A 19,489-nucleotide genomic window follows, 5' to 3' on the forward strand; every position below is an offset into this window, starting at 1 on the left:
TCATCTTGCCCCTAAACTCCACGGGGGTGCGGGGGTGTGAAACCCCCGCGGCGCAAGGCTTCAGCCCGCGCCGCGCCCGGCCAGATCCTGCGGCACCACCAGCCGCGTGCCATAGGTGATCCGCGTCACGATCCGCCGCAGATGCTCGGGGCGGAACGCGATGCATCCTTCGGTGGCAAAGCCGGGCCGCCGCCAGCGGTGCAGGAAGATCGCCGAGCCCCGCCCGCGCTCCGCGCGCGGCCAGTTCCAGTCGGTCAGCAGCACCAGATCATAAAGCGGATCGCCCCGCCGCAGCCTCTCGTGGCTGTGCGGATAGGGCGCGCGCACCATCAGGTTGTAATCCTCGTGGCGCGGGTCGTCGGACCACAGGTCGCCGGGCCGGATCGGCAGCGCCCAGTCCACAGGCCGCGCCATGCGGTCGGGCCGGTAAAGGCAGCCCACCAGCCGATGCACCCCCGCCGGGGTGGCGCCATCACCCTCGCGCTTGTCGGCCCGCACCCCGCCGCGCCCGATGCTGCAGGGCCAGAGCCGCCCGGCAAAGCGCAGCCCCTGTGGCGTCAGCACCATGTCCTCGGGCCGGATCACAGCAGATGCCCCGATTTTTCGGCCTTGGTCGCCAGATAGCGGGCGTTCTGCGGCGTATGCCCGACCTTCAGCGGCACGCGTTCGGCCACGGTGATGCCGCAGCGCTCCATCATCGCCATCTTCGCGGGATTGTTGGTCAGAAGCCGCACCGCACCAAAGCCCATGCGGCGCAGGATCTCGGCGCCCAGCCGGAAATCGCGCTCGTCATCCTCGAAGCCCAGCCGGTGATTGGCCTCCACCGTGTCAAAGCCCTGATCCTGCAGCGCATAGGCGCGCATCTTGTTGGCAAGCCCGATGCCGCGCCCCTCCTGATTGAGGTAAAGCAGCACCCCCGCGCCCTCGGCCCCCATCTGCGCCAGCGCCGCATTCAGCTGCGGCCCGCAGTCGCATTTCAGCGAGCCCAGCAGATCACCGGTGAAACAGGCCGAATGCAGCCGCGCCAGCACCGGCTGCGCCCGGTCGGGGCGCCCGATCTCGATGGCGTAATGCTCGTCGCTGCCATCCTCCGGGCGGAAGATATGCAACCGGGCATTCTCCGCCGCGCGCAGCGGCACCCGTGCCTGCACCACATGATCAAGCCGCGCCAGCGCCAGCATATGCGGCGCGGCAGCCTCCGCATCCACCAGCGTCAGCCGCTCGGCCTCGGCCAGCCGCTGCGGCGCGGCCAGTGGCAGCACCAGCGCTGCGGGCAGCAGGCGCGCGGATTTCACCAGCGTGATCGCCAGCCGGTGCAGCGCCACATCGCCGCCGCGCCGCGTCGCCAGCGGGCCCTTCATCGGCTTGTCCAGATCATCCGCCGGATCGGCGAGGGCCTGCAGCCAGCCCAGATCGGCCTCGGGCGGCAGGATCACCCGCGCCACGTCGCCGTCATAGGCGCGCGCCTTCAGCGTCTCGGCCCGGCGCGCGGTCAACACCAGATCGATCTCTCCGGGCTGGCTGCGCAGCACCGCAAGCCGCGCCGCCGACAGCGTCTCTGCCGCCACCACCAGCGCCCCGCCGCCCGCGCCTTCCAGCACCACGGGCACGCCCATGCGCAGGTCGGCGCGGGCGCGGGCAAGAATCTCTCCAAGGTCGGGGGCAAGCGGCATCTGTCGGTTTCCTGTCGCGGGGCGCGGGCGCTGCACCAAAGCAGGGCCACGGCTGTAACAAAACCCCGCCCTCAACACGAGGCCGTGAAAGGACTGCAGCAAAACTTGCCCACACGCAACGGTGTTTCCATTTGAAGGGGAAGGCAAATTGGAGACAGGCATGGCCCAGATCAAGAATATCCTTCTGGTGGACGACGACGACGACCTGCGCGAGGCGCTGGCCGAACAACTGGTCATGACCGAGGATTTCGAGGTGTTCGAGGCCGATGCAGGCGCCGCCGCCATGACCCGGGTCAAGGAACAGGTGCATGACCTCATCATCCTCGACGTGGGCCTGCCCGACACGGACGGGCGCGAGCTGTGCAAGCTGATGCGCAAGCAGGGGGTCAAGTCGCCCATCATCATGCTGACCGGGCATGACACCGACGCCGACACCATCCTCGGGCTCGACGCGGGCGCCAATGACTATGTGACCAAGCCGTTCAAGTTTCCGGTGCTGCTGGCCCGCATCCGCGCGCAGCTGCGCCAGCATGAACAGTCCGAAGACGCGGTATTCACAGTGGGGCCCTATACCTTCAAACCCGCGATGAAACTGCTGGTGACCGAGGATGACCGCAAGATCCGCCTGACCGAGAAAGAGACGAACATCCTCAAGTTCCTCTACCGCTCCGCCGAGGGCGTGGTGCCGCGCGACATCCTGCTGCACGAGGTCTGGGGCTATAACGCGGGCGTCACCACCCATACGCTGGAAACCCATATCTACCGGCTGCGCCAGAAGATCGAGCCCGACCCCTCGAATGCCCGGATTCTGGTCACCGAATCGGGGGGCTACCGGCTCGTCGCCTGAGAGTTCGGCGGAAATGTCACGCCTTTGGCGGATCCGCGCTCATCTCATGGATCGCGCATTGGTTGATCTGGGGGCTGGTGATACGCTTGTGGAACCTTTTGAGGGATCACGGGTTGACCCAGCGCCCCGGACGCAGACCCCAAGGCATCACAGATCCCGTTGCATGTGCGGGTTATCACATGCACCTCCCTGTTGGACCTGGCCGGGCGATCATGCCCGGCCTTTTTTTAGGCCCCGCACAGGCTTGCCCCCGCCGCGCCCTGCTCCGTGTTCCCGCGACGCCGCTCTGCATCCGGGGCTCCGGCATCCCCTCCGGAGCCCCGCAGGCCCGCCCTGTCCCCTCTGGCGTCCCCGGCTTGCGGCGGAGAGTTAGGGAAGAATGGTTAAAACTTCGCTAACCATTCGTCGGCCCCCGCACGCGCCTGCCCTGTGCAGCCCGGCCAAGCCGTGTTAGACACCGCCCGCTTCCGCCCGAAAGGACCGCATCTTGAACGATACGCCGCGCAGACTGACTCATCCCAACCTCAACGCCCCGGTGCTGGACTGGTGGGCGCGGGATTACGACCATGTCTTCGTGGTGCTCAACCCGTTCTTCCGCGTGCCCGGCACGCCGCCGGAATCCGTGCGCTGGACCACGGGCGGCGGCAGCATGCTGCTGGCCGACACCCCCGATGCCCTGACCGCCGAAGCCCCCGACGGGTTTGACGAGGTGGTGAAGACCACCGGGCGCCCGGTGCGCTGGTCGCATGTGGCCCAAGGCGTGGGCGCGATGGATTTCACCCATTTTGCCCGCACCGTCTGGCTGTGGGTGATCGGCGCCGAGGCGCCGGATCACGATCTGGCGCTGGCCGAAAAGCTTGCCCGCTACTGTCAGGCCGAAGGGCTCTACAAACCCGAGGAAGACTGGCTGCCGCTGGTGCTGGAACCGGCACTGGCCCGCTATCTTCAGGCGGTGGGCATCGACGAGGTGACGCTGTGGGACGAATGGCGCGAAACCTCGCTGCTCTGTCCTTCGGAGGCCTTTTCCCGGGACGAGCCGCCGGTGACGCTGGTGGATGAAGGCCCGGTCTCTGCCGTCTCGGCGCCGGGGCTGCTGCTGAGCTGGGCACAGAGCGATGTGGCCGGGCTGCTGGCCATCACCGAGGACATGCGCGCCCGCGTCGATCCCGCCCGCCATTTCGAAGGCTTCTGGGCCAGCGCCCGCACCGGCTCTGCGGTGTTCGATCCCGAAGAAACCGCCCCCGCCCTGCTGCACTGACCGCAGGCGCAGGGATCAGCCTGCGGACGGCGCGGCCCCGATCTGCGCCGCCACGTCGGCCTTGTCGATCACCGACCAGACGGCGCCGATACGCCCCCCGGCGATGTCGTAAAAGACATTTTCGGAAAACTGCACGCGGCGCCCGTTCACCGGCAGACCGAACAGCAGGCCGGTGGGGGTGCAGTCAAAGCCAAGCCGCACCGCCACCACCGGCGGCTCGCAGACCAGCTGCAGGAGGGTGAAGCGCAGGTCGGGAATGGCCCGCACATCCGCGACCAGCATCGCGCGATAGCCCGCAAGCCCCAGCAGCGCGCCGTTATAGCGGACATCCTCCGCCACGAAGCGGGGCAGATCGTCCCAGTCCCGCCGGTTCAGGCAGTCGATATAGCCGTGATAGAGGCCCGTCAGGTCTTGCGGTGTCATGGGCATCTCCCTCCTCATTCAGCGCAGACAGAAAGGCCCGGCAGTCTCCTGCCGGGCCTTGCGAAGATCGAACCGGGCCGCGCCTCCCAACGCGGCCCGATGAGGCCGGATGGCGGATTACTCCGCATCCTCCTTCTTCTGCTTCTCTTCCTCGGGCATGGCCTCTCCGGTGTCCTGATTGACAACCTTCATGGACAGGCGGACTTTGCCACGATCGTCGAAGCCCAGCAGCTTGACCCACACGTCCTGGCCTTCTTTCAGCACGTCGGACGGATGGTTCAGGCGGCGGTTTTCGATCTGGGACACATGCACCAGACCATCCCGCTTGCCGAAGAAGTTCACGAAGGCGCCGAAATCGACGATCTTCACGACCTTGCCCTTGTAGATCCCGCCCTCTTCAGGCTCGGCCACGATGGACCAGATCATGTCATAGGCCTTCTGGATCGCCTCGCCGTTGGCAGAAGCAATCTTGATGATGCCGTCATCGTTGATGTCGACCTTGGCACCGGAAACCTCGACGATTTCGCGGATGACCTTGCCGCCGGACCCGATCACTTCACGGATCTTGTCGGTGGGGATCTGCATGGTCTCGATGCGCGGCGCGTGCACGCTGAACTCGCCGGCTTCGGACAGGGCCTTCGACATCTCGTTCAGGATGTGCAGACGGCCGTCACGCGCCTGTGCCAGCGCCTGCTTCATGATCGCGGGCGTGATGCCTGCCACCTTGATGTCCATCTGCAGCGAGGTGATGCCCGTTTCGGTCCCGGCCACCTTGAAGTCCATGTCGCCAAGGTGATCCTCGTCGCCAAGGATGTCCGACAGCACGGCCCAGGATCCGTCATCTTCCAGCACCAGACCCATGGCCACACCGGCCACCGGCGCCTTCAGCGGCACGCCCGCATCCATCATCGACAGCGACCCGCCGCAGACCGAAGCCATCGAGGAGGAGCCGTTCGATTCCGTGATCTCGGACACGATGCGGATGGTGTAGGGGAAATCCGTCGCGGCGGGCAGGACCGCCTGCAGCGCGCGCCATGCCAGCTTGCCATGGCCGATCTCGCGGCGGCCCGGGCTGCCGACGCGGCCCACTTCACCCACCGAATAGGGGGGGAAGTTGTAATGCAGCAGGAAGTTGGATTTGAAGTTGCCGTGCAGCGCGTCGATGAACTGTTCGTCATCGCCGGTGCCCAGCGTGGTCACGACCAGCGCCTGCGTTTCACCGCGGGTGAACAGCGCCGAGCCATGGGTGCGCGGCAGCAGGCCGGTTTCCGACACGATGGGACGGATCTGGTCCAGCGCGCGACCGTCGATGCGGCGCTTGTTCTTCACCACATCCGAACGCAGCACGCTCGATTCCAGCTTCTTCAGCGCGGAGCCCAGATTGGCGTCAGCCAGCTGCTCTTCGTTCAGTTCCGCCTTGATGGCATCCTTGGCCGCCGACACGGCAGCAACGCGCGCCTGCTTGTCGCTGATGGCATAGGCTTCCAGCATCCGCGCTTCGCCCACGGCTTTGACCGCAGCGTAAAGCTCGGAATAATCCGGCGGGGTGAAGTCGAACGGCTCTTTCGCGGCGGCTTCGGCCAGCGAGATGATGAGGTCGATCACCGGCTGGATCTGCTCGTGGGCAAAGACCACGGCGCCAAGCATCTCGTCCTCGGTCAGCTCGTAGGCCTCCGATTCCACCATCATCACGGCGTCTTTGGTGCCGGCAACCACCAGATCCAGACGCTGTTCAGGGTTGGCGCGCAGCCCCTGCATGTCGTCCACGGTGGGGTTCAGCACATAGTCGCCGTTCACATAGCCCACGCGGCAGCCTGCGATCGGACCCATGAAGGGCACGCCCGACAGGGTCAGCGCGGCGGAGGCGGCGATCATCGCCACCACGTCGGGGTCATTGACCAGATCGTGGCTGAGCACGGTGCACATCACCAGAACTTCATGCTTGAAGCCGGGAACGAACAGCGGGCGGATCGGACGGTCGATCAGGCGGGCGGTCAGCGTCTCCTTTTCGGTGGGACGGGCCTCGCGCTTGAAAAAGCCGCCGGGCACTTTGCCCGCGGCATAGTATTTCTCTTGGTAGTGGACGGTCAGCGGAAAGAAATCCTGACCTTCCTTGGCTTCCTTGGCGAACGTGACGTTGGCCATGACGGAGGTTTCGCCCAGAGTGGCGATGACCGTGCCGTCGGCCTGACGGGCAACCTTGCCCGTTTCCAGCGTGAGCGTCTCTTCGCCCCACTGCATCGTTTTCGTCGTAACGTTGAACATTTCTGCATCCTGTAAGGGAGCACTCCCGGCCCTCCGGGTCTCCCGTTTTGCGTGGCGGCCCCATTGCCGCCGCCCCCAAATCCTGTCGCATGTGCCCGGGGGCCTTGGGCGTCACGTCTCAGATGTTGCGCGCATACAGGTTTTTCCCTCTCTTGGGAAGGGTGCAAACCGGCGCGCCCCTTTGACACAAGGGCTTTGCGCGCCCCTGAAACGCAAGACGCCCGCACCTTGCGGTGCGGGCGTTCAATCTGCCGTCAGGCGCGTCGCTTAGCGGCGGATGCCCAGACGCTGGATCAGCGAGGTGTACCGCGCCTCTTCCTTGGCCTTCAGGTAATCCAGCAGCTTGCGGCGCTGTGCCACCAGCTTCAGAAGGCCACGACGGGAGTGGTTGTCCTTCTTGTGGGTCTTGAAGTGTTCGGTCAGCGTGGTGATCCGGTTGGTCAGGATCGCAACCTGGACTTCGGGCGAGCCGGTGTCACCGTCCTTGGTCGCAAACTCTTTCATCACGCGGGTTTTTTCTTCGGGAGTGATCGACATCGGGATCTCCTTTCGGGTTGGAGGAATGGCGCAAGCCGGGATGTCGTCCAGCAGGGCCCATGGAGAAGTCCGGCGCGCATCGCCGGATGGGCGCCTTTACGTCAGATCGCCCCAAAAGAAAAGCCCAAAGCGCGGCTCAGCCGTCAAACTCCACCTCGCTTTCGCCGACCAGCAGGATCGCGTCCAGCGCGGGGGCGTCTTCGCTGGGCAGGACCGCCACCACGGCGCCATCCACCACCAGTTCCGTCAGCGCCGGATCCTCCGCGCTTGGCCGCAGCTCCAGCTCCGGCAGCGCAGCACCTTCGGTGTCGGGATAGACCACGATCATGCAGTCCTCGTCGGGGTCGAAATCCATCAGCTGCGCCGGATCGCCGTCGCTGCCCCAGTGCCCCAGCAGGAAATCATCGGCCCCGGCCCCGCCGCTGGCCACATCCCCCGCGCCGATCAGCAGGCTGTCATCGCCGTCATTGCCGTTGAGGTAATCCAGCACGGCATCCTCCTGCCCCGGCGCGGCCCCGAACAGAAGATCCGCGCCAGTGCCGCCGAACAGCGTGTCCTGCCCCGCCCCGCCGCTGAGCGTATCGTCGCCTTCGCGCCCGTGCAGCGCATCGTCGCCGCCACCGCCCAGCAGGCTGTCGCTGTCGAGCCCGCTTTGCAGCGTATCGGCGCCCTCGCCCCCGTCCAGCGTGCCGCCGCCATCATGGGCGAAAAGCAGGTCATCGCCATCAAGCCCCCGCACCAGATCGGTGCCGGCATCGCCATGCAGCGTGTCATTGCCATCGCCGCCCAGCATGGTATCGGCCCCGGCACCGCCCACCAGTTCGTCATCCGCGCCCAGCCCGTCCAGCAGGTCATCGCCGCCCGCGCCGCCCAGCTGGTCGGTCTGCGGCGTGCCGGTCAGGGTATCGTCGCCTTCGGTACCAATGGCGATCACCCCGCCGGGCGGGGCCTGATCGCTGTCGTCCAGCACCAGCGGGTCGCCCTCTGCCTCTGGCGCGTCATCGTCGGGCAGATCATCCCGCTCCTCGTCGTCTTCGGGCGTGGGGTCGGGAAAGCCGATGACCGCAAGCGATCCCAGCACCATCATGCCCACCATTCCCGCCAGCCAGACCATGACCCGAACCCCGCACAGACCCTGCCCGACATTGTCCCGCAGCCCACCTCCCCGGGCAACGCAAATCGCGGAGCAGGGTTAACGGCGGGCAGGCGTTGACACGCCTTCCAGTGCGGCCCAACGTCGCCGCAGACCAGAGACAAGAACAGGATCCCTCATGGACATCACCGCGATCGAAGCCGCCGCAGAGCGGCTCAAGGGCCATGCCCGGCGCACGCCGCTGCTTTCCTCGCCGTTTCTGGACCGGATCGCCGGACGGCGCCTGCTGGTGAAGGCGGAATGCCTGCAGCATACCGGCAGCTTCAAGTTCCGTGGCGCGTGGTCGGCGCTGTCCGCGCTGGATCCCGACACCCGCGCCAAAGGGGTCATCGCCTTTTCCTCCGGCAACCATGCGCAGGGGGTGGCCGCCGCCGCGCGCGCCTATGGCGTGCCCGCCGTCATCGTGATGCCCGCCGACGCGCCCGAAGCCAAGGTGGCGGGCACGCGCGGGCTGGGGGCGGAGGTGGTGCTGTATGACCGCGCCACGCAGGACCGCGACGCGCTGGGGACCCAGCTTGCCGCCGAACGCGGGCTGACGCTGATCAAGCCCTTTGACGAGCCGCTGGTGATCGCGGGGCAAGGCACCTGCGGGCTGGAGATCGCCGAACAGGCCGCCGAGGCGGGCGTGACGGAGGCCGACGTGCTGGTCTGCTGCGGCGGCGGCGGGCTGACATCCGGCATCGCGCTGGCGCTGGAGGCGCGCGCCCCCGGCCTGCGGGTCCGCCCGGCAGAGCCCGAAGGCTTCGACGACGTGAAACGCTCGCTGGAGGCGGGGCGGATCGAACGCAACGCCGCGCTGTCGGGGAATATCTGCGACGCGATCATCACGCCGCAGCCCGGCAACCTGACCTTCCCGATCCTGCACCGGCTCTGCGGTCCGGGGCTGGCGGTCAGCGAGGAGGAGGCGCTGCGCGCCATGCGGCTGGCCTTCCGCCATCTGAAGATCGTGGCGGAACCGGGCGGCGCCGTGGCGCTGGCGGCGGCACTGTTCCGCCCCTCGGAGATCAGCGGCGATGCGGTGATCTGCACCGTCTCCGGCGGCAATGTCGATCCGGCGATCTTTGCCCGCGCGCTGGCCCTGCCCGACGAATGACCGGGAAGCGGCGGATCAGTCCGCGATCCGCCGCGCCTCGTCCAAGAGCATGACCGGGATGCCGTCGCGGATGGGAAAGGCGAGCCCGGCATTGCGGCTCAGCAGTTCCTGCCGCTCCACATCATATTCCAGCACAGCATGGGTCACCGGACAGACCAGCGCCTCCAGCATCCGGCGGTCGAATCCGGCGTCATCGGCATGGGTCATTGCATCCGCTCCTCTTCGCCACCGCCACCCCGCAGGGCATATTCGATCAGGGTCACCAGCGTTTCGCGCCGCGTCTCCAGCCGGGGGGCTTCCAGCAGGGCCTGTTTGTCCTCGGGGGCGAAATCCAGCAGCATGGACAGCGAGTTGATGAGCAGCTCATCCTCGGCATCCTGCAGCGCGCTCCAGTCCGCCGACAGGTTCCGGGCGGAAAAATAGCGGTTCAGCAGCCGCATCAGCGCCTCGCGGTCAAAACCCTCGTCGCCCTCGGCGCCGGTGGCCTGATCGCGTTCGAACCCGTCCCAGCTGACCTTGCAGCGGCGATAGGGGGTAAAGCCCGTCACCTCTTCCAGCACCCGGTAGCGGGAAATGCCGGTCAGGGTGAGCATGTAGCGGCCATCCTCGGTTTCGGAAAACTGGGTGATCCGGCCCGCACAGCCGATGCGGTGCAGACCGGGATCGCCATCGCGTCCCGCCACCGCGTTCGGCTGGATCATTCCGATCACCCGCGTGTCGGTTTTCAGCACGTCATCGAGCATCGCCAGATAGCGCGGCTCGAACACATGCAGCGGCAGGCGGGAGCGCGGCAGAAGCAGCGCCCCCGGAAGGGGGAATACGGGGATAACTCCCGGCAGATCACGTCGTCGCACCATGCCTCCCCAGCTAGAGCGTCAGGCCGCTCAGGCAAATATCATCGAGCTGAGTTTGCGCCGACCGTTCAGCACCACCGGGTCATTGGCCTTCATCGCTTCGAAAATGGTGAAGAGCTGCGCCTTGGCGGCACCTTCATTCCAGTCGCGGTCGCGGCGGAACAGGTCCAGAAGCTGGTCGACCGCCTCGGCCACATCGCCGTGGGCATGCAGCGCCTTGGCCAGATCGAAACGCGCCTGCAGATCGTTGGGATTGGCCTCCACCTGCGCCTGCAGCTCGGCCACGGGACCGGCATTGGCGGCCTGCTTGGCCAGTTCGATCTGGGCATGCGCGGCTTCCAGCTCGGGCGCCTTGGAGATGGCCACGGGCGCGCCGTTCAGCACCGCCTCCGCCTGTTCGACATCCCCCAGCGCCAGCTGAACCCGCACCAGCCCGCCATAGGCGGCGGCATGTTCCGGCTGTTCTTCCAGAATGGCGGCGAAGATCGCGCCCGCATCTTCGGCGGCACCCTGCTCCAGCATCTCTTCGGCGGCGGCGATGGCCTCATCCAGCCCGCCAGAGGCATCACCCCCGGCCGCTTTCACCACACGTTCGATGAAGGCCTTGACCTCGGAGGCGGGCAGCGCGCCCTGAAACCCGTCGATCGGCTGACCCTTGTAGAAGGCGTAAACCGTGGGGATCGACTGGATGCGCAGCTGGCCTGCGATCATCTGCGCCTCGTCCACGTTCACCTTGGCCATGCGCACCGCGCCCTTGGCCTCTTCCACCGCCTTTTCCAGTGCGGGGCCCAGCGTCTTGCAGGGGCCGCACCACGGCGCCCAGAAATCGACGATGACGGGAACCTGCATCGACAGGTCCACCACCTCGGCCATGAAATCGGCCTCGCTCACATCCTTGACCAGCTCCTCTTTCGGAGCCTGCGTCTTGCCCAGTTCCAGCATCTTGCCCTCCGCCGGTTGCGGTCACGTTCCGGAGACAGATGGCGCAAGCGGCCTTGGGTTGCAAGGGGAAGCGCCCCGAAGCCGCAGTCCCTAAAGATCGAAGCTGGCAAAGACCGGCGCATGATCCGAAGGCTGGTCCCAGCCGCGCACCGCCCGCAGGATGCGCGACCCGTGTCCCGCCGACGCGATGTCCGGCGTGGCCCAGATGTGATCCAGACGGCGGCCCTTGTCGGCGGCATCCCAGTCCTTGGCCCGGTAGGACCACCACGAATAGAGCAGCCCCTCGGGGATGTCCTGCCGCGTGATGTCGACCCAGCCGCCCGCGTCCTGCACCTGCGCCAGATGCTCCACCTCGACGGGGGTGTGCGACACGATCTTCAGAAGCTGCTTGTGCGACCACACGTCATCCTCGCGCGGGGCGATGTTCAGATCGCCGACAAGGATCGACTTTTCCGGCGGCGCGCCATGGAACCAGTCGCGCATGCCGGTGAGGTAATCGAGCTTCTGGCCGAATTTCTCGTTCACGGCGCGGTCGGGCACGTCGCCGCCGGCGGGGACGTAGAAATTATGCACAGTCACGCCGTTTTCCAGCCGCGCCGCCACATGGCGGGCATGGCCCAGCGTGGCGAAATCCTGATCGCCCGCGTCCAGCAGCGGCAGCTTGGACAGGATGGCCACGCCGTTATAGCCCTTCTGCCCGCGTGCGACGACATGGGTGTAGCCAAGCGCCCGGAAGCCGTCGAGCGGCATCTTCTCCAGCGGCGTCTTGATCTCCTGCAGGCACAGCACGTCGGGCTGTTCCTCGGTCAGCAGACGGCTGACCAGCGCCTCGCGCAGGCGGACGGAGTTGATGTTCCATGTGGCAAGGGTAAAGGGCATGGCGGTCTCCTGATCTGGCGGGAAACTGGCAGGGCGCGGGGCCGGGCGCAACCCGGAAGCGGCGCTACAGCACCAGCACGAGGATCAGCACCGACAGCGACAGCACCCCGATCCCCACCAGTTCGCGCCGCGTGATCCGTTCGTGGAAGAACAGCACCGAGGCCATGAGCGAGAACACCAGCTCCACCTGCCCCAGCGCCTGAACATAGGCGGCGGTCTGCAGCGTGAAGGCGGTGAACCACGACAGGCTCCCCGCCATGGAGGCAAGCCCCAGCCAGATGGCGCGGCGCCGCGCGGCCCAGACGGCGGTGATCTGCCCCGGCTCCACCAGCCGCAGCCACAGCGCCATGGCAAGGCTCTGCGACAGGGTCACGCAGACCAGCGTGACCCCCGCCCGCAGGAACGGCGCATCCGACGCGATCTGCAGCGAGGCGCCGCGATAGCCCACCCCGGAAAAGGCAAAGAAGAACCCCGAAGCCAGACCCAGCGCCACCGACCGCGTCGCCATGCGGCGCAGCCAGTTGCCCGAAAGGCCCGGCGTTTCCGACAGCAGCAGCACCCCCACCAGCCCGACAAGGATCGCGCCCCAGCCAGCAGCGGACAGGTTTTCGCCAAGGATCGCCAGCCCGACCAGCGCGGTCTGGATGACTTCGGTCTTCTTGAAGGTGATGCCCACGGCAAAATTGCGCTGCTGGAACAGCATCACCACACAGATGGTGGCAAGGATCTGCCCCAGCGCGCCCATCATCGCATAGGCCCAGAAGGCAGGCGTCAGATGCGGCCAGTCCTGCCCCGTCCAGACCAGATAGCCCCCCACCACCAGCAGCGCCCCCGGGGAGGCATAGGCGAAGCGGGCAAAGGTCGATCCGGTGCTGCTGAGCGCACCCGTGCTGAGCACCTTGTGCAGCATGAAGCGCAAGGTCTGGAAAAACGCGGCAGAGAGCGTGACGGCGATCCACAGGTCCATCGCCGTGGCATGGCATGTGGCTCCGGGATTGACCAGATGCGCCAGATAAGGAAAGGGCCGGAGGTGTCCCCCCGGCCCCTGTCCCTGCGGTGGCGATAGCGGTGGCTCAGACCTCGCGGGCCAGAGCCTCGGCCAGATCGGTGCGTTCCCAGCTGAACCCGCCATCCGCCTCCGGCGCGCGGCCGAAATGGCCATAAGCGGCGGTGCGTTCGTAGATCGGCTTGTTCAGATCCAGATGCGTGCGGATGCCGCGCGGCGTCAGGTCCATGATGCGCGGAATGGCGCGTTCGATGGCGGCGGCGTCCACCTCGCCGGTGCCGTGGGTGTCCACATAGATCGACAGCGGCTTGGCCACGCCGATGGCATAGGACAGCTGCACGGTGCAGCGGTCGGCCATGCCCGCCGCAACCACGTTCTTGGCCAGATAGCGCGCGGCATAGGCGGCGGAGCGATCGACCTTGCTGGGATCCTTGCCCGAGAAGGCGCCGCCGCCATGCGGTGCGGCCCCGCCATAGGTGTCGACGATGATCTTGCGCCCGGTCAGGCCCGCGTCGCCATCCGGCCCGCCGATGACAAACGTCCCGGTGGGGTTCACCCACCATTCCGTCGCATCGGTGATCCAGCCCTCGGGCAGCACCTCGCGGATATAGGGCTCCACGATGCGGCGGATATCGTCCGAGGTCTGGCGTTCGTCGGTATGCTGGGTGGACAGCACCAGCGTGGTGATCCCCACCGGCCTGCCGCCTTCGTAGCGGACCGAGAACTGCGATTTGGCATCCGGACCCAGCAGCGGCTCCGCCCCCGATTTGCGCGCCTCCGCCAGCCGTTTCAGCACGGCATGGGAATAGAGGATCGGCGCGGGCATCAGTTCGGGCGTTTCGTTGGTGGCATAGCCGAACATGATGCCCTGATCGCCTGCGCCGTCACGGTCGCCGCTGACGCCTTGGGCGATATGCGCGGACTGTTCGTGCAGCAGGTTGGTGATCTCGCAGGTGGCGTGGTGGAATTTCTCCTGCTCGTAGCCGATATCCTTGATGCAGGCGCGGGCGATGTCGGGAATGCGCGCCATGACCCCGGCCAGCTTGTCCTGATCGGCAAGGCCGATCTCGCCGCCGATCACCACGCGGTTGGTGGTGGCGAAGGTTTCGCAGGCGACGCGGGCCAGCGGCTCCTCGGCCAGCAGGGCGTCCAGAACCGCATCGGAAATGCGGTCACAGACCTTGTCAGGGTGACCCTCGGAAACGGATTCCGAAGTGAAGATATAGTTCTGTCTGGACATGAGTGCTCCGTTGGATACCGACCGTCACGCCAGGAAGCCGTTGTGACGGGGATGTGAAGGCCCCTCGCTAGAGGTTTGCGGCAAGCGCGTCAATCTCAAACGCGCCGCCCCCAGACCGCCAGCGCGGCCCCCAAGAGCAGCAGCAGGGCAAGGGCAGGCAGATCGCCGGTCCGGCTGTAGGGGGTCACGCGCAGCGGCGGCGGCAAGAGCGCGTCCAGATGCCCGGCCTCGCCCAAGGGCAGCGACACCAGCACCCGCCCCGCCCCGTCGATCACCGCAGACACGCCGGTATTGGCGGCGCGCAGCAGCGGCAGGCCCTGTTCGATGGCGCGGATCCGCGCCTGCGCCAGATGCTGATAGGGGCCCGAGGCTTCGCCGAACCACGCGTCATTGGTGATCTGCAGCAGCAGGTCGGGCCGTTCGGCATAGCCGTTCACATCCTGCGGAAACACCGCCTCGTAACAGATGAGCGGCAGCGCCCGGCCCAGACCGGCGCCCAGATCCACCAGCTGCGGCCCCGGCCCGGCGCTGTAGCCGCCTTCGGCCCGCGCGGCGAGGCCGCTGAAATTCAGCCGCCGGAACAGCGGCTTAAGCGGCATGTATTCGCCAAAGGGCACAAGATGGTGCTTGTCATAGACCTGCAGCACCTCCGCCCCCTGCCCCACCAGCGCCAGCGAATTGTAGAAGGCCTCGTCCTCCAGCCGCTGGATGCCCAGCACGACCCGGGCGGGAAAGGCCGCCTCGGAAATGACGGCCAGCGCCTCTTCGGCATTGTGCAGCAGCGTGGGCACGGCGGTTTCCGGCCAGACGATCAGATCGGGCCGCGGCAGGCTGCCATGCGAGGGCGCGGCGGTAAATTCTACCTGCCGTTCAAAGAAGAACTGCATCCACGCCCGGTCCCATTTCTGGGTCTGCGGCGCATTGGGCTGGATCAGGCGCACCACCGGCTGGCCCTCCAGCGCCTGCAGCGGCGGGATCATCGCCTGCCCGCCCGCCAGCGCCGCGACCAGCCCGCCCGCGGTCAGCGCGGCCTGCAGGGCAGCGCCACGCCAGCGGCGCAATGCCGCGCCCCGCACAGCCCCTGCGGCCAGCGCCGCCAGCGCCAGCGTGGCCAGCGTCAGCCCGTGCGGGCCCAGCACCGCCACCCATTGAATCGCGGGGGTCTTTTCCCAGACATACCCCACCAGCCCCCAGGGAAAGCCGGTCAGCACATAGGCCCGCGCCAGTTCCGCCGCAGCCCAGGCCACGACCAGCCCCAGAAGCGGCGCGCGCCGCGCTTGGGCCCCGACCCAGAAAGCCAGCGTCCAGAACAGCGCCAGCCCCGCCGCCATGAGGATCAGCGCAAAGGGCGCCATCCACGCGGTGACGGCGGCATCCACCTGAAACGGCTCGGTGATCCAGTTGAGCGCAAGGCCGAAATAGCCAAAGCCCACACCCCAGCCCACAAGCGCCGCGCGCCGGGGGCCGGGCTGCGCTGCGTAAAGCGCCATGGCCCCGGCCAGCCCGGCCAGAGCCAGCAGCCACAAGTCCCATGGCGCCTGTCCCAGCGCCATGAGAAGCCCCGCCGCGATGGCCAGCGGCAGACGCGCCCAGTCCGGCATCCGCCGCGCCGGTCTGTCAGCCACGGGTGTCCCCGGCCCCGCTCTGCGCCGTTTCCGCCGCCGAAGGCGCGGGCAGCAGCGCAGGCGTGGCCGGCAGATCCGCCGCGTCAGAGGCGGGCGGGCGCACCCGCAGCCGCTTGATCCGGCGCGGATCGGCATCCACCACCTCGAAATCGATGCCCGCCGGATGGGGAATGACCTCGCCGCGCGCGGGCACGTGCCCGGCCAGCATGAAGACCAGCCCCCCCAGCGTGTCGATTTCTTCTTCGTCGATTTCGTCCGGATCGGTCAGGGCAAGACCGGTCTCCGCCTCGAACTCTTCGAGCGGGGTCTTGGCCAGCGCCAGCCAGCTGCCGGATTTTTCACGGAAGAAATTGCGACCCTCGGCGGTGTCGTGTTCATCCTCGATCTCGCCGATGACCTGTTCGATCAGATCCTCGATGGTCACGAGCCCGTCGACCCCGCCATATTCATCGATCACCAGCGCCATGTGCCGACGTTCCGTCTGCATCTTCTGCAGCAGCACGCCGATCGGCATGGAGGGCGGCACGAAGAGCAGCGGGCGCACCATCTTTTTCATGTCGAAGCTCTGCCCGGAGCCGTTGAAGCCGTGGCGCAGGGCAAAATCCTTGAGGTGAACCATGCCCACGGGCATGTCGAGCGTGCCGGAATAGACCGGCAGCCGGGTCATGCCGCTGTCGCGGAAGACCTTGACCAGCTCATCGCGGGTTGCGGTATCGGGCACGGCGATGATGTCCGCCTTGGGAATCGCCACATTCTCCACCCGCATGCGGCGGAGGTTGATGAGCCCGTGCGCGGGTCGCCACGCGCTGGTGCCAGAGGGCTGTTCCACGGCGTCGTCCGTATCGGCGCCACCGTTCAAACCCCCGAAAATCCGACGGAAAAATCCTGCCGGACGCTCTTGTTGCTCTGTCTGCTGCGCGCTTTGCGCTGCGTTAGACGAGCCGTCACTATCGCCCATGAGTCCTTCTGTTCCTGTGTGGTTGCGGGGCCTAACCGCCCCCGTCGCTGACATATGGGTCCGCGATGCCCAAATTGCCAAGTATTTCTGTTTCCAGACCTTCCATCAGCGTGGCATCCGCGTCACGTTCGTGATCATAGCCCAGAAGATGCAAGGTTCCATGAACGACCAGATGCGTGACATGGTCGCTCAGGCGTTTTTCCGCCGCCTCCGCCTCGCGCGCGCAGGTCTCATAGGCGATGGCAAGATCCCCCAGTTCGGTGGCGAAGGGTCCGTCCTCGGCCTCGGGCAGATCCGGCGCGGCCCCGTCCTCCTCTGCGCCGCGCTCTTCCGAGGGCCAGGACAGCACATTGGTGGGCACCGGCTTGCCGCGGAATTCGGCGTTGAGCTCGGCGATGCGGGCATCGTCGCAGGCCAGCACCGCGATCTCGAACCCGTCGGGATCAAGCCCGAGATGGGTCAGCGTGGCGCGGGCGGCGGTTTCCGCCAGCGGGGCGATCCCCGCCTGCTGCCAGCGGTCGTCTTCGATCAGGGTGTCGGTCAGATCTGGCATGAAACAAGCCGGGGGCGCTGCCCCCGGGCCCCCGGGATATTTGTGGTCAGAAGAAGCCGGGCGCGAGGTCAGACCCCGCGCTCCGCGTCTTTTTCGTAGGCTTCGATGATCCGGGCCACAAGGGGGTGGCGCACCACATCGGCGGAGGTGAAGTAGCTGAAGCTGATGCGCGGGATGCTGGTCAGCAGCCGTTCGGCATCGGCCAGCCCCGAGGCCACGCCGCGCGGCAGGTCGACCTGCGTGCGGTCGCCGGTGATGACCATGCGCGAACCTTCGCCAAGACGGGTCAGGAACATCTTCATCTGCATGGAGGTGGCGTTCTGCGCCTCGTCGAGCACGACGAAGGCATTGGCCAGCGTGCGCCCCCGCATGAAGGCCAGCGGCGCGATCTCGATCACCTTTTCCTCCATCATCCGGGCCAGCTGCTTGCCCGGCAGGAAGTCATTCAGCGCGTCGTAAAGCGGCTGCATGTAGGGATCGACCTTGTCCTTCATGTCGCCCGGCAGGTAGCCCAGCTTTTCGCCCGCCTCCACGGCGGGGCGGCTGAGGATGATCTTGTCGACCTGCCCGGTGATGAACATGTTCACCCCTGCGGCCACGGCGAGATAGGTCTTGCCGGTGCCCGCCGGGCCGATGCCGAAGCACAGCTCGTTCTGAAAGAGCTCGCGCACATAGGCCTTCTGCGCGTCGGTGCGCGGTTCGACCAGTTTCTTGCGGGTCTTGATCTCGACCTTGCCGCCCGCGAACATTTCCAGCTGGTCGCCGGTGTCGATCTCTTCGGCGCCAAGGCGGAATTCACGGTCGATGTCGGCGCGCCCCACCGGGCGCCCCTGTTCCAGCCGCTGATAGAGGGCAGACAGCACCGCCTGCGCGGCATCCTGCGCCTCGGCAGGGCCGTGCAGGGCAAGCTGGTTGCCGCGGCGCAGGATCTGCACCCCGGTGCGGGCTTCGATATCGGTCAGGTTGCGGTCGAATTCGCCGCACAGATCTATGAGGAGGCGGTTGTCCGGAAATTCCAGAATGGCTTCGGTCAGGGTGCCTGTGGTCACGCATGTCTCCTGCGCTTGGGACTGGCACAATGGTGCCAAGCCCCGGGGGGCGGGGTCAAGCCCACATCGGGAGGACCGGCGGGCGCGATAGACAAAAAGGCCGCGCGGAGCGGATCCACGCGGCCTGTGCAGAGGTTTGGGCGGGGGCAGGTCAGAGCGGGTCGCCGATGACCGAGGTGGAGCCACCCTTGAAATCCCCGGTGGCCACCGTGGGCGGGGCCACGCCGGAACAGACCGGCTTGCCGTATTTGTCGAGCCGCCGGGCCAGATAGCCTTCGACGCCGTCATCGGCGATCCAGTTGTCGCAGCCATCGGGATCGACCCAGACACCCCATTTGATCTGGCTCAGATCCTTGCGGTCCACCGAGTTGCGGTCCACGCTCTTGTCGGCGCCGATGGGCACATCGGTGGCGCAGGCGGAGAGCAGGGCAGCGGCGGCGAGCCCGAGGCTCAGTTTCACGAGTTTCATGTCCCGCACCTCCTCAGCGCACACACAGGATTTCGACGCGGCGGTTCTGCGCCATGCCCTCATTGGTGCGATTGGTCGCCACCGGGTAGACCTCGCCATAGCCGCGCACGTCGATCACGCGCGATCCGATATTGTTCGCGACGGCGGCCACCGAATTGGCGCGGTTGTAGCTGAGCCGTTCGTTATAGGCGTGGCTGGCGCGGGCATCGGTATGGCCCACGATGATGTAGCCGAAGGCATTGGCCTGCCGGAAGAACTGTTCCAGACGGGCGCGGGCCTGCGGATAGATCTTGTAGCTGTCGGTGGCAAAATACTGATCGGTGTTCAGCGTGCCGCAAACATTGATGTCGCGGCAGACCGGGCGGCCATCCCGGGTCACGCGGGACACGGCATAGCCTTCGACGCCGTCATCCATCACCCAGATTTCGCAGCCATCGGGCGAGATGGAAATGCCGGGGATATAACGTTCCCCGATGATGGTGCGGGTGTTCTGCGTCGAGATGACCGGATCGGCCATACCGCTGCTGTCTGCCGATGCGGGTGCCGTCGCCCCGGTGGCAGCCAGAGCGGCCAGTGCCACGGCGCAACAGGCGCCGCGGAAGGCTTTGGTAATGCGTTTTGCCACAGCCTCTGTCCCTATGTAAAAAGTTACGTCCCCCAAGCCG

The 19,489-nt window shown here is 66.7% G+C and carries 21 protein-coding genes and 1 riboswitch; of the genes, 3 read left to right on the forward strand and 18 right to left on the reverse strand.

The features are described 5' to 3' along the window. Positions 1-60: 60 nt before the first annotated feature. Positions 61-582 (reverse strand): L,D-transpeptidase family protein, encoded by a 522-nt coding sequence (locus VK682_RS07660; RefSeq protein ID WP_230797418.1) that lies wholly within the window; start codon positions 580-582, stop codon positions 61-63. Continuing rightward, positions 582-1,673, reverse strand: a complete 1,092-nt coding sequence (gene ribA / locus VK682_RS07665) for a GTP cyclohydrolase II (RefSeq protein ID WP_230797376.1) — start codon at positions 1,671-1,673, stop codon at positions 582-584. Before ribA ends, VK682_RS07660 begins: the two co-directional genes overlap by 1 nt. 160 nt (positions 1,674-1,833) lie before the next feature. Between ribA and VK682_RS07670 the strand changes: the two genes are divergently transcribed. Both VK682_RS07670 and VK682_RS07675 read left to right on the forward strand, forming a co-directional pair. Next, positions 1,834-2,520 carry a response regulator transcription factor gene (locus VK682_RS07670; protein WP_089845891.1) on the forward strand — a complete coding sequence of 229 codons (687 nt, stop codon included), beginning with the start codon at positions 1,834-1,836 and terminating at the stop codon, positions 2,518-2,520. A 487-nt stretch (positions 2,521-3,007) separates the two neighbouring features. Then, positions 3,008-3,778 carry a DUF2711 family protein gene (locus VK682_RS07675; RefSeq protein ID WP_230797377.1) on the forward strand — a complete coding sequence of 257 codons (771 nt, stop codon included), beginning with the start codon at positions 3,008-3,010 and terminating at the stop codon, positions 3,776-3,778. Between the two features lie 15 nt (positions 3,779-3,793). On the opposite strand, the gene VK682_RS07680 is transcribed toward VK682_RS07675, so the two are convergent. The 4 genes from VK682_RS07680 to VK682_RS07695 form a co-directional block, all read right to left on the reverse strand. Further along, complete coding sequence (locus tag VK682_RS07680; protein ID WP_230797378.1) at positions 3,794-4,201, reverse strand: ester cyclase; 408 nt, start codon at positions 4,199-4,201, stop codon at positions 3,794-3,796. Positions 4,202-4,318: 117 nt separating this feature from the next. After that, complete coding sequence (gene pnp / locus VK682_RS07685; RefSeq protein WP_089845893.1) at positions 4,319-6,466, reverse strand: polyribonucleotide nucleotidyltransferase; 2,148 nt, start codon at positions 6,464-6,466, stop codon at positions 4,319-4,321. Positions 6,467-6,733: 267 nt separating this feature from the next. Next, complete coding sequence (rpsO, locus tag VK682_RS07690; protein WP_089845894.1) at positions 6,734-7,003, reverse strand: 30S ribosomal protein S15; 270 nt, start codon at positions 7,001-7,003, stop codon at positions 6,734-6,736. Positions 7,004-7,139: 136 nt separating this feature from the next. Then, complete coding sequence (locus tag VK682_RS07695; protein WP_230797379.1) at positions 7,140-8,117, reverse strand: calcium-binding protein; 978 nt, start codon at positions 8,115-8,117, stop codon at positions 7,140-7,142. Between the two features lie 157 nt (positions 8,118-8,274). Between VK682_RS07695 and VK682_RS07700 the strand changes: the two genes are divergently transcribed. Then, positions 8,275-9,249, forward strand: coding sequence for a threonine ammonia-lyase (locus VK682_RS07700; RefSeq protein WP_230797380.1), 975 nt, complete (start codon positions 8,275-8,277; stop codon positions 9,247-9,249). Positions 9,250-9,264: 15 nt separating this feature from the next. On the opposite strand, the gene VK682_RS07705 is transcribed toward VK682_RS07700, so the two are convergent. The 12 genes from VK682_RS07705 to VK682_RS07760 form a co-directional block, all read right to left on the reverse strand. Further along, positions 9,265-9,456 carry a Trm112 family protein gene (locus VK682_RS07705; protein ID WP_089845897.1) on the reverse strand — a complete coding sequence of 64 codons (192 nt, stop codon included), beginning with the start codon at positions 9,454-9,456 and terminating at the stop codon, positions 9,265-9,267. Then, positions 9,453-10,106 (reverse strand): LON peptidase substrate-binding domain-containing protein, encoded by a 654-nt coding sequence (locus VK682_RS07710; protein ID WP_089845898.1) that lies wholly within the window; start codon positions 10,104-10,106, stop codon positions 9,453-9,455. The genes VK682_RS07705 and VK682_RS07710 overlap by 4 nt, the downstream gene beginning before the upstream one ends. A gap of 27 nt (positions 10,107-10,133) precedes the next feature. Then, entirely contained in the window at positions 10,134-11,045 is a 912-nt protein-coding gene (locus VK682_RS07715) for a thioredoxin family protein (RefSeq protein WP_230797382.1), read from the reverse strand. A 90-nt stretch (positions 11,046-11,135) separates the two neighbouring features. Beyond that, positions 11,136-11,924: an exodeoxyribonuclease III gene (locus tag VK682_RS07720; RefSeq protein WP_089845900.1), complete on the reverse strand. Its 789-nt coding sequence runs from the start codon at positions 11,922-11,924 to the stop codon at positions 11,136-11,138. A 64-nt stretch (positions 11,925-11,988) separates the two neighbouring features. Continuing rightward, a complete protein-coding gene (locus tag VK682_RS07725; RefSeq protein WP_230797383.1) occupies positions 11,989-12,891 on the reverse strand; it encodes an EamA family transporter in 903 nt (300 codons plus the stop codon). Between the two features lie 106 nt (positions 12,892-12,997). After that, the gene (metK, locus tag VK682_RS07730; protein ID WP_089845902.1) at positions 12,998-14,170 is read right to left on the reverse strand and encodes a methionine adenosyltransferase; all 1,173 of its coding nucleotides are present in this window, start codon (positions 14,168-14,170) and stop codon (positions 12,998-13,000) included. A 3-nt stretch (positions 14,171-14,173) separates the two neighbouring features. Further along, a riboswitch (SAM-SAH riboswitch) is annotated at positions 14,174-14,222 on the reverse strand. A 43-nt stretch (positions 14,223-14,265) separates the two neighbouring features. Beyond that, complete coding sequence (gene lnt / locus VK682_RS07735; RefSeq protein ID WP_230797419.1) at positions 14,266-15,771, reverse strand: apolipoprotein N-acyltransferase; 1,506 nt, start codon at positions 15,769-15,771, stop codon at positions 14,266-14,268. 16 nt (positions 15,772-15,787) lie between these two features. Beyond that, the gene (locus tag VK682_RS07740; protein ID WP_324781627.1) at positions 15,788-16,753 is read right to left on the reverse strand and encodes a hemolysin family protein; all 966 of its coding nucleotides are present in this window, start codon (positions 16,751-16,753) and stop codon (positions 15,788-15,790) included. 31 nt (positions 16,754-16,784) lie between these two features. Then, positions 16,785-17,306, reverse strand: coding sequence for an rRNA maturation RNase YbeY (gene ybeY, locus VK682_RS07745; RefSeq protein ID WP_089845906.1), 522 nt, complete (start codon positions 17,304-17,306; stop codon positions 16,785-16,787). A 68-nt stretch (positions 17,307-17,374) separates the two neighbouring features. Next, positions 17,375-18,355 carry a PhoH family protein gene (locus VK682_RS07750; protein ID WP_089845908.1) on the reverse strand — a complete coding sequence of 327 codons (981 nt, stop codon included), beginning with the start codon at positions 18,353-18,355 and terminating at the stop codon, positions 17,375-17,377. Between the two features lie 151 nt (positions 18,356-18,506). Then, the gene (locus VK682_RS07755) at positions 18,507-18,824 is read right to left on the reverse strand and encodes a hypothetical protein (RefSeq protein WP_089845910.1); all 318 of its coding nucleotides are present in this window, start codon (positions 18,822-18,824) and stop codon (positions 18,507-18,509) included. A gap of 13 nt (positions 18,825-18,837) precedes the next feature. Continuing rightward, positions 18,838-19,449 carry an OmpA family protein gene (locus VK682_RS07760; RefSeq protein WP_089845913.1) on the reverse strand — a complete coding sequence of 204 codons (612 nt, stop codon included), beginning with the start codon at positions 19,447-19,449 and terminating at the stop codon, positions 18,838-18,840. Positions 19,450-19,489 lie beyond the last annotated feature (40 nt).

The sequence above is a fragment of the Salipiger marinus genome, from assembly GCF_035481585.1.
Classification (GTDB): Bacteria; Pseudomonadota; Alphaproteobacteria; order Rhodobacterales; family Rhodobacteraceae; genus Salipiger; species Salipiger marinus.